Source organism: Asticcacaulis sp. SL142 (genome assembly GCF_026625745.1).
Lineage (GTDB): Bacteria > Pseudomonadota > Alphaproteobacteria > Caulobacterales > Caulobacteraceae > Asticcacaulis.
Genome location: NZ_CP113061.1, coordinates 3,098,745 through 3,110,883 on the forward strand (window position 1 = coordinate 3,098,745; position 12,139 = coordinate 3,110,883).

Annotated in this window: 10 protein-coding genes; 9 read left to right on the top strand and 1 reads right to left on the bottom strand. The window is 58.2% G+C overall.

Features of this window, described 5'->3' with window-relative positions; all coding sequences use genetic code 11:
• The first annotated feature begins 10 nt into the window (after positions 1 to 10).
• From OVA03_RS14140 to flhA, 9 genes are all read left to right on the top strand, one after another.
• Positions 11 to 697, top strand: coding sequence for a flagellar hook assembly protein FlgD (locus OVA03_RS14140; RefSeq protein WP_267525686.1), 687 nt, complete (start codon positions 11 to 13; stop codon positions 695 to 697).
• Between the two features lie 100 nt (positions 698 to 797).
• The gene (locus OVA03_RS14145) at positions 798 to 2,228 is read left to right on the top strand and encodes a flagellar hook protein FlgE (RefSeq protein ID WP_267525687.1); all 1,431 of its coding nucleotides are present in this window, start codon (positions 798 to 800) and stop codon (positions 2,226 to 2,228) included.
• A 171-nt stretch (positions 2,229 to 2,399) separates the two neighbouring features.
• Positions 2,400 to 2,681, top strand: coding sequence for a DUF1153 domain-containing protein (locus tag OVA03_RS14150; RefSeq protein WP_189484364.1), 282 nt, complete (start codon positions 2,400 to 2,402; stop codon positions 2,679 to 2,681).
• A gap of 319 nt (positions 2,682 to 3,000) precedes the next feature.
• The gene (gene fliF / locus OVA03_RS14155; RefSeq protein ID WP_267525688.1) at positions 3,001 to 4,692 is read left to right on the top strand and encodes a flagellar basal-body MS-ring/collar protein FliF; all 1,692 of its coding nucleotides are present in this window, start codon (positions 3,001 to 3,003) and stop codon (positions 4,690 to 4,692) included.
• A gap of 9 nt (positions 4,693 to 4,701) precedes the next feature.
• On the top strand, positions 4,702 to 5,724 hold the full coding sequence (fliG, locus tag OVA03_RS14160) for a flagellar motor switch protein FliG (protein ID WP_267525689.1): 1,023 nt from the start codon (positions 4,702 to 4,704) through the stop codon (positions 5,722 to 5,724).
• A 168-nt stretch (positions 5,725 to 5,892) separates the two neighbouring features.
• Positions 5,893 to 6,543: a flagellar assembly protein FliH gene (locus tag OVA03_RS14165; protein ID WP_267525690.1), complete on the top strand. Its 651-nt coding sequence runs from the start codon at positions 5,893 to 5,895 to the stop codon at positions 6,541 to 6,543.
• 2 nt (positions 6,544 to 6,545) lie between these two features.
• Positions 6,546 to 6,878 carry a flagellar motor switch protein FliN gene (fliN, locus tag OVA03_RS14170; protein WP_267525691.1) on the top strand — a complete coding sequence of 111 codons (333 nt, stop codon included), beginning with the start codon at positions 6,546 to 6,548 and terminating at the stop codon, positions 6,876 to 6,878.
• A 17-nt stretch (positions 6,879 to 6,895) separates the two neighbouring features.
• Entirely contained in the window at positions 6,896 to 8,266 is a 1,371-nt protein-coding gene (locus OVA03_RS14175) for a sigma-54 interaction domain-containing protein (protein ID WP_267525692.1), read from the top strand.
• 241 nt (positions 8,267 to 8,507) lie between these two features.
• Complete coding sequence (gene flhA, locus OVA03_RS14180) at positions 8,508 to 10,604, top strand: flagellar biosynthesis protein FlhA (protein WP_420710429.1); 2,097 nt, start codon at positions 8,508 to 8,510, stop codon at positions 10,602 to 10,604.
• 3 nt (positions 10,605 to 10,607) lie between these two features.
• Here the strand turns inward: flhA and OVA03_RS14185 are convergent, their stop codons facing one another.
• Positions 10,608 to 12,098 carry a glycosyltransferase family 39 protein gene (locus tag OVA03_RS14185; RefSeq protein ID WP_267525693.1) on the bottom strand — a complete coding sequence of 497 codons (1,491 nt, stop codon included), beginning with the start codon at positions 12,096 to 12,098 and terminating at the stop codon, positions 10,608 to 10,610.
• Positions 12,099 to 12,139: the final 41 nt, after the last annotated feature.

Here is a 12,139-nt window from a genome sequence, read left to right on the forward strand (position 1 = left end):
GAAACAGGCTATGGCAACCAGCATTACCGATTATCTTTCGACCCAAAGCACGCCGACCAATACAACGGCGGCGGCGGGATCGACGGGGCTTGCGTCAACCTATGAGACGTTTCTGTCGCTGCTGACGGCCCAGATCAAAAATCAGGATCCGCTGTCGCCGATGGATACGACCGAGTGGACGAACCAGTTGGTTCAGTACACCAGTGTCGAACAACAACTTCAATCCAACGAATATCTGGCCACCATCGCCAATCAGGGCGGCGACAGCATGACGACCGCCGTCAACTATATCGGCAAGGACGTCAGCGCTGAGCATGACACCGCCACCATAACGGCCAGCGGTTCGGGGACGTCATGGGACTATAAGCTCGACGGTAATGTCGCCAGTACGCTCCTGACCGTCAAAAATTCTAACGGCGATATCGTCTACACCAAGAGCATTGAGAATGAGACTCAAGGCAGTCACAGCTTTGAGTGGGACGGCAAGGGCTCCAATGGCAAGGCCATGGCGGCCGGCGACTATACCTTAAGCGTCACCGCCAAAAACACAGCCGGTACGGAGATTGGCTCAACCGTCATGGTCAAGGGCACCGTCAAATCCGCCGAATACGAAAACGGCGAGATCATCCTGACCATCGGCGACAACCGCGTACCCTTCTACAAAATCCTGTCGGTCAAGGAGGCTGCGGCAGCCTGATGACCAATGTTCAGACCAATATAGTTTTACGCGCATTGGTTACGAAAACCGCGTCACACGTTTCGGAATGCGCTCACAATATAAGTAACGGAGAAAACTGATGAGTATCAACAGTGCCATGCTGGCCGGGGTTTCGGGGCTGGCGGCAAATTCGACGGCTCTGGCGGCGATTTCCAACAACATCGCCAACGTCAACACCACAGCCTATAAGCGCGTGGCCACCAATTTCTCCGCCATAGTCACTGACAGTTCAAGTTCGGGCGGCTACAGCGCCGGGGGTGTCATCGCCGATACGCGCCAGCAGATTTCCAGCCCGGCCCTGTTGCAGCGCACGAACTCTGACATGGACCTAGGCATCGACGGTCAGGGCTTTTTCGTGGTGACGGAAAAATCGGAAAATCTGACCAATTCCGATACCCGTCTGTTTACCCGCGCCGGTTCGTTCGCGGTCGACAAATATGGCTATCTGCAAAACGCGTCGGGCTATTATCTCCAGGGCTGGCCGGTCGATGCGCTCGGCAATGTGGTCACTGACCCATCGGATATGTCAAAGCTGGGCTCAATCAACGTCTCAAGCGTCGGTGGTGCGGCCGAAGCGACGACCCGCGTCGTCGTCAACGCCAACCTGTCCGATGGTCAGGCCCTGTCGGCACGCGTCGGCACGGTCGATGCGGCGGGGACATTTACCGCGGCACCGGTGGCTACGCGTTACGATGCTACCTCAGCCACCAATTCGATGGCTGTATATGATATTGACGCGGGCACAGGCGTTGAGCCCGACTTTGAAATCTCCATTCCGGTGTCGGATTCCAAAGGCGGTCAGCGCAATATCACTATGCGTCTGCTGAAATCGGAAACCGCCAACACCTGGTACGCTGAAATGGTGTCGGACGACATCACGACGGGGGCGCCCGCCGGACAACTGGCCAGAGGGACCTTGACCTTTACCCAGGACGGTCGTCTGGATACCGCCAACTCAACCCTGTTTGGTACGCCTTATAACTCGACCCTTACCATAGGCGCTTCCGGTACCGCGGGCACGCCGCGCTGGAAGGATATTCTGGGGGTCGATGATCAGACCATCTCCCTTGATCTGGAAGATGCCACGGCGGGTCTGACCCAGCTTAACTCGACATCGATCGTGCAGTCTGTGGTTACTAACGGTACGGCCTTTGGTAACCTCGCCACCGTGCAGGTCTCAAAAGACGGCATTGTCACCGCCATTTATGATAATGGCGTGACCCGCAATATCGCGCAGGTGGCTCTGGCGACCTTCGTTAATCCGGACGGTCTGATCCCGGTCAACGGCAACTCCTACATCATGTCGCGCGATTCCGGCACGTTTAACCTGAAATCGCCGGGTGTCGGCGGGTCGGGTTTGCTGAGCCCCTCGACTCTTGAGGCTTCGGCGGTGGACTTGTCTACGGAATTCACAGGTTTGATTACAACGCAGCGGGCTTACTCCGCGGCATCAAAGATAATCACAACAGCAGACGACATGCTGGCTGAGTTGATTAGCATCAAGAGGTAAGTAAGTATAGCGCGTTAAGCTTGCAGTAACCATCCCGGTTTCGGTAAACGACTGGTTAATTTCGGAAATAGTTGCGTTAGTAATATATTTACTATGGCGATTAAGCTGATGTTTAAGCCCTTGGGGTATATTGGCTCTCAATGGTGATGGTAAGAAAGGCGTGAAAAAGTCATGCTGCAAGAACAACGCCGCGATAACAAAGGCGAAAAATACGTGATTGGTCCAACTGGAGCAAAGCTTACGCTCAACGATCTGCCTCCTCCGGGGACGGAACGCTGGGTAATACGGCGCAAGGCAGAGGTCGTGGCGGCAGTCCGCGGCGGGCTGTTGACCTTCGATGAGGCGTGCGAGCGTTATCGCATTACCTCCGAAGAATTTCTGTCCTGGCAGAAGTCGATTGAATCGCACGGTATGGCAGGCCTGCGCACCACGCGCATCCAGCAGTACCGTTAAAACTCGCAGAAAAGTTTGGGCGTAAACGCCCAATACGTTTTCAGCGGATTTGCATTGTGAAAATTCCCGCGGGCTAAGCCCTGTGGGAATTTTCGCATTTTAGCCATTGAAGTGTTTCCGGTGCCCGGAACCTTAATGCGTTTTAAGGATATGTGGATAAAAGCTCTGAATTATCGGCCTTTTTAACGTCTTAACGCCATTTATTAATGGCTCGTTTACTCTTCACTGGGAAATTACTGCCTAGCGGTGATCAGCATAAGGCTGCTTCGCCTCAAGCGCATGCGAATGCGCGACCAGAATTTAATGGGGCAGTTACAGCGTGGCGGCACAGGGTCAGACACTTAATATTACCCAGCAGGGCGGAGGTTTCCTTCAGCGCTTTGGTATAGGCCGTCTGGCCGCGATCGTCGGCGTGGCGATTGGCATCGCCGCCGTTCTGGCGGCGGTCATGCTGCATTTTGCTACCCAGCCGCAATCTTTGCTGTTCTCCAATCTCGACCTTAAAGAAGCTTCGGAAATCACCGCTGCCCTTGATCAGGCCGGTATTAAATATTCCGCCAGGGGCGACGGATCGACCATCATGGTTGAGCGCGATCAGGTCGCGACCGCCCGTCTGATGCTGGCTGAAAAAGGTATGCCGACGGCGGCGTCAGTCGGTTATGAGATTTTCGATAATGCACCGGCGCTGGGCCAGACCGAATTTGTGCAGAACCTTAATGACAAGCGCGCACTGGAAGGCGAACTGGCCCGCACCATCCGCTCCCTAAAAGGCGTGACCTCGGCGCGGGTGCATCTGGTCATGCCCAAGCGCCAGTTATTTGAGGAAGATGCCGCCCAACCCACCGCCTCTGTGGTGGTCGGTCTTTCGGGCCGTCAACTGACCGGCGATGAAGTGCGCTCGATCCGCAATCTGGTGGCCTCGGCCGTGCCGAACCTTAAGCCCTCGAACATTACGCTGGTCGATGACAAGAACCGTCTGTTGGCGGCGGGTGGTGAGGATGATTCGGCGCTGGGCGCGGCCGGTGCCGAGCGTAAGAACGAAGTCGAAGAAACCTTGCGCAAACGCATCAAGGATATTGTCGAAGGCGTGGTTGGCGTGGGTGCGGCCCGTGTGACGGTGACCGCAGAGCTTGATACCACCACCACCACGCGAAAGCAGGAACAGTATGATCCTGATGGTCAGGTGGTGCGCTCGACCAAAACGTCGGAAACCACTGACTCTTCGTCCCAGCCTGACCCGAACGGCGTGACTACGGCGGCGGCCAATATTCCGGGCGGTCAGGAAGCCAATGGGGCGGCGACCGCGACCAACAGTTCGGGGGCGACCGAAGAAACCACCAATTTTGAGATTTCAAACACCACCACAACCGAAGTCACGGCACCGGGGCAGGTCAAAAAGCTGGCCGTGGCTGTGGTCGTGGACGGCGTGCTGACCCCGGCGGCTAATGGTCAGGGCGCACCGGCCTATGCGCCGCGCTCGGCTGAGGACATGGCCAAAATCGAAGAGCTGGTGCGCGCCGCCGTGGGCATTAACGCCGAGCGGGGCGACGTGATTTCGGTCGCCAATGTCCGTTTCAGCCGTGATCCGGGTGAGATCGCTGAAGGTACGGGGGCTGCAGGCGGTATGTTTGATTTCGACAAAAACGATATCATGCGCGCCATTGAAATGCTGATCCTCGTCGTCGTGGCGGTTCTGATCATCTTCTTTGTGGCCCGTCCGCTGATGAAGTTCATCAATGGCACCGCAGGCCCCGGCGGCGCGGCGGGTCTGCCCAATAACTTCACCGTCGCCCTGACGCCGGAGCAGGCGGCCATGTTGCCGGAGGCTCAACAGGCGGCGTTGGCGGCGCAGGCCGGTGGCCTGGCCCTGCCGGCGGATACCTCCAGCATCGATATGGCCAAGATCGAAGGTCAGGTGAAGGCCTCCTCGGTCAAGAAGGTGTCTGAGTTCGTGGAGCGCCACCCGGATGAGTCGGTGTCGATCCTGCGTAGCTGGCTGCACGAAAGCTAAGGGGCAGTCATGGCGCGTAAAAACCTTATTGATGATGCCAAAAAGCTGAACGGGGTCGAAAAGGCCGCCGTCGTGTTGCTGGCGCTGGGCGAAGACCATATGCAGTTGTGGCAGGCGCTTGACGAAGAAGAGATCAAGGAAATCTCCCAAGCCATGTCGTCGCTGGGCACGGTGACCTCGAATGTGGTCGAAGACCTGCTGCTGGAGTTTGTCTCAAGCCTGAATAACGGCGGCATGATCATGGGCTCGTTTGAGCAGACCCAGAGGATGCTGGCGTCCTTCCTGCCGGCCGATAAGGTCGATGCCCTGATGGAGGAAATCCGGGGTCCGGCGGGCCGGACCATGTGGGACAAGCTCGGCAACGTCAATGAAGCCGTGCTGGCTAACTATCTGAAAAACGAATATCCGCAGACCGTGGCCGTGGTGCTGTCCAAGGTGAAAACCGACCACGCTGCCCGCGTTCTGGCCGCTCTGCCGGAAGATTTCGCACTGGAATGCGTGCAGCGGATGCTGCGCATGGAGCCGGTGCAGCGCGAAATCCTCGATAAGATCGAACAGACTTTGCGGGTCGAGTTCATGTCCAATCTGGCGCGCACCTCAAAGCGCGACAGCCATGAGTTGATGGCCGAAATCTTCAACAATTTCGACCGCCAGACTGAAAGCCGGTTCATCACCTCGCTGGAGGAACGCAACCGCGAGTCGGCGGAGCGTATCCGCGCGCTCATGTTCGTGTTTGAGGATCTGTCGAAACTCGACCCCGGTGGGGTTCAGACCCTGCTGCGGGCGGTCGAAAAGGATCAACTGGCCATGGCCCTTAAGGGGGCGTCCGATGCTCTGCGCGATATGTTCATGTCCAACATGTCTGAGCGTGCGGCCAAGATCATGCGCGACGACATGGATGCGATGGGCCCGGTGCGCCTTAAAGATGTTGATGGTGCGCAGATGTCCATGGTGCAGGTCGCCAAAGACCTCGCGGCCAAGGGCGAAATCATGCTGGCCGGTCAGGGAGGCGATGATGAGCTTATTTATTAAGAACATTTGCCATTCCTCCTCCTCTGTTTACGGGGGAGGTGTCAGGGCGCATGTAGGGCTAAAGGGGGGCGAACTGACGGAAGGGGCAATGGCGGCGGGGTATGGCCCCTCCGTCTTTTACTATCGCAAAATCCACCTCCCCCGCTGTGCAGGGGAGGAGATATCGTCATGACCCAGCCGGTTCATAAAAAATTCGACTTCGGCACCGTCTTTGGTGACGCCGGTCAGGTGACGCGTGCCCCAATCCAAAAGCGCAGCTACACCCCCGAAGAGGTCGAAACCCTGCGCACTAATGCCTATCATGACGGTGAACAATCGGCGCTGGCGCGCGCCCAGTTGGCGCAGGCACAGGCGCTGCAGGCTCTGGCCGATGCCGCTCATCATGGCTTGTCGCATCTCCAGGATGCCACCGCCAGACACAAGGCCGCCTGCGCGCAACTGGCGCTGATGTGTGCGCAAAAAATCAGCGCCGAAGCCCTCAACCAGTTTCCCGAAGCGCCACTCAAGGCGACATTAGAGGCCCTGACCCATGAGATCGATACCGCCCCGCGTCTGGTGGTTTCAGTGCCTAATCCCGATGCCTCCCTGCAAGGGGCGGCGCGTGAAGCCGTGACCCTGGCCGGTTTTACGGGGGCGATCACCTTTCGCACCTCAACCACCATGCCTACCGGGGCGTTCGAGGTGATGTGGCCCGATGGCCGCGCCGAGTTCGACCCGGAGCGGGTGTTAAACGCGCTCGATACCGCTTTGCGTGAAGCGCTGGCGGCCGATCAACATCATCACCAACCCACGGCGCCTGCCGTGAAAAGGGAGGCCTGACCATGGCCGAGAATTTCTCACTGGAAGAGTTTGGCGAAACGGGCGCTTCCGGTGCCGTTCCCGAAGACGACGGTGATAAAACCGCCGCTGATCTGGCACCTGTGTTTGATGTGCCGGTCAATATCTCAGCGGTGCTGGGTAAGTCCTACATGTCGGTCGCACAACTGCTCAAACTGGGGCAGGGCTCGATCCTTGAACTGGATCGCAAGGTCGGTGAGGCCATCGATATCTACGTCAATAACCGGCTGGTGGCACGCGGCGAAGTCGTGGTGGTTGATGAGCGCTTAGGTGTTACCATGACTGAAATCATCAAGTCCGAAGACAGCAGCAGCTAACCGCAAAGGAAAAACCCATGAGACTTTTGGTAGTCGGAAAATTAAGCGGTCAGATGTCGGTCGCGGTCAAGATGGTGATGGATACGGGCGCCAAGGTGTCCCATGTCGAGGGTTGCCAGCAGGCGTTAGATGCCCTGCGCAAAGGCCAGGGTGCGGATCTGCTGATGGTCGATTATGAGCTCGATATTGCGGGGCTTATCGCGTCGTGCGATCTGGAGCACATACACATCACGGTCGTGGCCTGCGGCGTTAATCCCGATCCGCGCAAGGCGGCGCAAGCCATAACCGCCGGGGCCAAGGAGTTCATTCCGCTGCCGCCCGATGCGGAACTGATTGCGGCGGTGCTGGCCGCCGTGGCCGATGATCAGCGCCCCTTAGTGACGCAAGATCCGGCCATGCAGCAGGTGCTGAAACTGGCTGATCAGGTGGCGGCGTCCGATGCCTCGATCCTGATCACCGGTGAGTCCGGGGTCGGTAAAGAGGTCATGGCCCGTTACCTGCACGAAAAATCAAAGCGCGCCCAAAAGCCGTTCATCTCGGTCAACTGCGCGGCGATACCTGATAATCTGCTGGAATCGGAACTGTTCGGCCACGAAAAAGGCGCGTTCACCGGCGCCATGGCCCGCCGGATCGGTAAGTTCGAAGAGGCCGATGGCGGCACGTTGCTGCTCGATGAAATCTCGGAAATGGATGCCCGTTTGCAGGCCAAGCTGCTGCGCGCGCTGCAGGAGCGGGTCATTGACCGCGTCGGAGGGGCCAAACCCGTGCCGGTCAATATCCGCGTGCTGGCGACCTCCAACCGCAATCTGGCCACGGCCGTCAAGGAAGGCACTTTCCGCGAGGATTTGCTGTACCGCCTGAACGTCATCAATCTGGCGCTGCCGCCGCTTCGGGAACGTCCGGCCGATATCATGGCCTTGTCGGAATTTTTCGCCAAGAAGTATTCAGAGGCCAACGGTATTGCGCTTAAGCCCCTGTCGAACGAAGCGCGTCGCCGCCTTCAGGCCCATAACTGGCCCGGCAATGTCCGTGAGCTGGAAAACGCCATGCACCGGGCGGTGTTGTTATCGTCCGGGGCTGAGATTGATGCCGAGGCTATTCGCCTGCCCGACGGTAAGCCGCTCAATGTCGAGGCCCCGATTGGCCTTGATTATGTGGGCCGTGCCGCGCAAGCCGCCGAGAGTGCGGCGCGTACCTTTGTCGGTTCCACGGTGGCGCAGGTCGAGCAGGTGCTTATCTTAGATACCCTGTCGCACTGTCTGGGTAACCGCACCCATGCCGCCAATATCTTAGGCATTTCGATCCGCACCCTGCGCAATAAGCTGAAAGAATATTCCGACGCCGGTGTGCCCGTGCCTGCCCCGCAATCAGGTGCTAATGCGGCCTAGTATATATTCTCCTCCCCATTTCATGGGGAGGTGTCAGCAAAGCTGACGGAGGGGTATCTTGCGCTACATTCGTTGTACCCCTCCGTCTCGTCGCTCCGCGCCGATCCACCTCCCCATTATATGGGGAGGAGGTAGCTGTAGTTAATCCTTATTAACCACTTGTTCACCATCCATCGGGTAAATTTTGCCTAGCGCCCGAAGTGTGTCTTCGGTGTGGAGTTCGAGTAATTCGGGGGCCTTGGTGGCGGACGCAGCGGCAACAACTACGGGTGTCCAGCCCTTTAAGGTCTCCGAAATTGGCGGCTGGCTGAAGCGCGGCGAAGTCATCATGGCGGTCGGCGTCATGCTGATCATCGTCATGCTGATCATTCCGCTGCCGGCATTTTTGCTCGATGTGCTGTTGTCGATGTCGATTGCCTCAGCCGTGCTGATTTTGATGACGGCGCTGCTGATTAAAAAGCCGCTTGAGTTCTCAGCCTTTCCGACCGTGCTTTTGGTCACGACCCTGTTCCGGTTGTCGCTCAACCTGGCCTCAACGCGCCTGATCCTGACCCACGGTCACGAAGGCCACGACGCCGCCGGTCAGACCATTAAGGCGTTCGGCGACCTGATTATGCAGGGCAATTTCATCATCGGGGTGATCATTTTCGCCATCCTGCTGCTGGTCAATTTTGTCGTCATCACCAAGGGTTCGGGCCGGATCGCCGAAGTGTCGGCCCGCTTCAGCCTCGATTCCATGCCGGGTAAACAGATGGCCATCGATGCCGACCTGTCGTCAGGCATTATCGATCAAGACGAAGCCAAGAAACGCCGCAAAGAGGTCGAGCAGGAATCGAACTTCTTCGGCTCCATGGACGGTGCCTCGAAATTCGTGCGCGGCGATGCGGTCGCAGGCCTTGTGATCACCGCCATCAATATCGTCGGCGGTATCCTGATCGGCATTATCAACCATCAGATGCCGGCCGGTGAAGCGGCCTCAACCTATATTCAGCTTACCGTCGGTGACGGTCTGGTCACCCAAATCCCGGCCCTGATTATCTCGATTGCCGCCGGTTTTCTGGTGTCCAAGGCCGGTGTCGATGGTTCCGCTGATAAGGCCCTGACCGCGCAATTGGCGCAAAATCCGGTCGTGCTCGGCATGGTGTCGGCGGCGGCGGGCGTGCTGGCGCTGGTGCCGGGGATGCCGATCCTGCCGCTGGCGGGTATATCGCTGGGGGCCGGGTTCATGGCGTGGCGCATCGGGCGAAAAATGCTGGAGCCGGTCGTGGCCGACTTGCCGCCACCCGCCCCGCTCGTTCAGGAAGATGAGCCGATTTCCGCGACGCTGGCCATTGATGATGTCAAGATCGAGTTGGGCCTGGGCCTGCTCGGTCTGATCAACGATCTGGATGGCCGTAAGCTGACCGATCAGATCAAGGCCCTGCGCCGGACGCTGGCGCAGGAGTACGGCTTTGTCATGCCATCGGTGCGGATTCTCGACAATATGCGCCTGCCCCATCAGGGCTATGTGGTGCGCGTCAAGGAAATGGAAGCGGGATCCGGCGAAGTGCGCATCGGCTCGCTGATGGCCATGGACCCAAGCGGGCGTCAGGTTGAGCTGCCGGGTGAGCATATGAAGGAACCGGCCTTTGGTCTGCCCGCCACCTGGATCGATCAGGCCCTGCGCGAAGAGGCGACCTTTCTGGGCTACACCATCGTCGATCCGGCGACCGTGATCACCACCCACCTGACTGAGATCCTGAAAGACAATATGAGCGATCTGTTGTCCTACGCCGAACTGACCAAGCTGCTGAAAGACGCGCCGGACGACCAGAAAAAGCTGATCGACGACCTGATCCCGTCGGTCGTGCCGGTGGCGACCTTGCAGCGGGTCTTGCAGGCCTTGCTGAAAGAGCGGGTCTCGATCCGCGACCTGCCCGCGATCCTCGAAGGTTTGGGGGAGGCGGCCCCCTATACCAAATCGGTCACCCAACTGGTCGAGCATGTCCGTTCCGGTCTGGGGCGACAGTTGTGCTGGCATAACCGCGGCGACGACGGCACCCTGCCGATCGTGACCCTGAGCCATGAGTGGGAAAATGCGTTCTCAACATCGCTGGTGGGTACGGGGGAGGAGCGCCAACTGACTATGGCGCCCTCCATTTTGCAGGACTTCATTCGCGGCGTGCGTGACACTTTTGAGCGCGTCTCGATGAACGGTGAAGTGGCTGTGCTGCTGACCAGCCCGCAGATCAGGCCTTATGTGCGCTCAATTGTGGAACGCTTCCGGCCGACCACCACGGTCATGAGCCAGAACGAAATCCACCCCAAGGTAAAGCTGAAAACTGTCGGGCAGATATAACGACTATTTGGCCGCTGTCCATTCCGTCACCGCTATAATTTCCGGCAGGCCGTCAATCGCCACGGGCCGGGATATGCCGTGCGGAGTGAGCAGACCATTGAGGTTCTTACTGCGGCGGCTAGTGACATAGAGGGTGCCGTGCTTGGGCAGCAAGGCCGGAACCTGCGCCAGATCAACCTGATTATGCAACTGCAGGTAAGACGTAGTTCCGGGATCAGTGCGGGGCACCAGAATGGTCAGGCGGCAGTTGATTTCGGCGCAATAGCGCTGCATCAGGTGGCCTTGTAACTCGTAGCTGGTCAGGACGACGGCGGTCGGGTTCTGTTGGCTGAGCGTATGCGTGATATTGCGCCAGGGTTCCATCTGATACGTATGGCGCTGGCTTATCGTCTCAAGGCCGGTCGTCGTGATGGCCAGTATGGCCGCAGCTATGGCGGCGCGAGGGTCGGGCAGGGCGCAGATGCCCAGGGCCACGGCGGCGATGAACGGGCCGGTCCCCCAGTAAAGCGTGCGCGGCAGCATGATGGGGGTTTTCAGGTTCAGCAGAAATATCAGGATCGGCACGGCGAGCCCGACCAGGGGCAGGATCAGGGCCGGGCGGGCGCGGTATTTGACCGCCATATAGACGGCCAGACCGATCAGCACTGCGGCCCAGAATTTTCCGCCCGGCGCTACCGACTGGAAATTGGGCGCATAGACTTTCCGCATCATGCCGATGGCTTCGGGCAGATTAAGTTGCGGTATCCAATTAATGTTTGCGGCATGGTTCATCTGCTGCAGGGTTATGCCGCCCCACCAACTCCACAGGATCAGTACGATGGCTTGCGCCAGCGCCCATTCAATCACCACGATCCGGTTGGCGGGCCATTGTTTCAGCGCCCAGGGAATGAGAAACAGATTAATCAGGACCGGCAGGATGATCAGGGTTGTATGGCAGTAGGCCGCGGCGCTGACGCTGACGACATAAACGCCCAAGGCCCATCGTCTCAAAGACTGAGGCTCACTCGGTCTCATGATTCGCAAAACGGCATAAAGGGCGGCCAGCGCAAAGGTTTGGGTGAAAATATAGCCGCGCACCTGAAGGCTGTAGAATATGTTCTGAAACGATATGGCCAAAAGCAGTGCCGCTAAAAGTCCCGCTAACGGCCCGCCTATGTCGCGAGCGATCAGGAAGGCTATGAATATGCTGGTACATCCGGCGATAATCGACAGGCTGCGCAGCGCCAGATCGCTGTCCCCAAATAGCGCCATCCATACTTTTAGGAACGTGTAATAGAGCGGCGGATTGGTTTCGCGGGCCATCCAGTCTGACCACAGCAACTGAACCGGCGCGCGCGCAAAGGCAACCGAAGCGCTTTCATCGACCCATAAGGAGATGTCGGAAAGATATAGCCGCAAAACCAGTGCGCTCAGAATAATGGCGCTCAACACCGCCCACATGACGGGGGCGGATTTGTAATCCAGCCGATTGACCCAGGCAGTTAATGACATCATCCGGCCCCCCGCTGAACGACGGGATAGTGAGGTTAAACTGA

What these genes read in the sequence shown, in the direction of transcription:
- OVA03_RS14140 (WP_267525686.1), top strand. Translation starts at nt 11, where the DNA reads ATGGCAACCAGCATTACCGATTATCTTTCGACCCAAAGCACGCCGACC.
- OVA03_RS14145 (WP_267525687.1), top strand. Translation starts at nt 798, where the DNA reads ATGAGTATCAACAGTGCCATGCTGGCCGGGGTTTCGGGGCTGGCGGCA.
- OVA03_RS14150 (WP_189484364.1), top strand. Translation starts at nt 2,400, where the DNA reads ATGCTGCAAGAACAACGCCGCGATAACAAAGGCGAAAAATACGTGATT.
- fliG (WP_267525689.1), top strand. Translation starts at nt 4,702, where the DNA reads ATGGCGCGTAAAAACCTTATTGATGATGCCAAAAAGCTGAACGGGGTC.
- OVA03_RS14165 (WP_267525690.1), top strand. Translation starts at nt 5,893, where the DNA reads ATGACCCAGCCGGTTCATAAAAAATTCGACTTCGGCACCGTCTTTGGT.
- fliN (WP_267525691.1), top strand. Translation starts at nt 6,546, where the DNA reads ATGGCCGAGAATTTCTCACTGGAAGAGTTTGGCGAAACGGGCGCTTCC.
- OVA03_RS14175 (WP_267525692.1), top strand. Translation starts at nt 6,896, where the DNA reads ATGAGACTTTTGGTAGTCGGAAAATTAAGCGGTCAGATGTCGGTCGCG.
- OVA03_RS14185 (WP_267525693.1), bottom strand. Translation starts at nt 12,098, where the DNA reads ATGATGTCATTAACTGCCTGGGTCAATCGGCTGGATTACAAATCCGCC.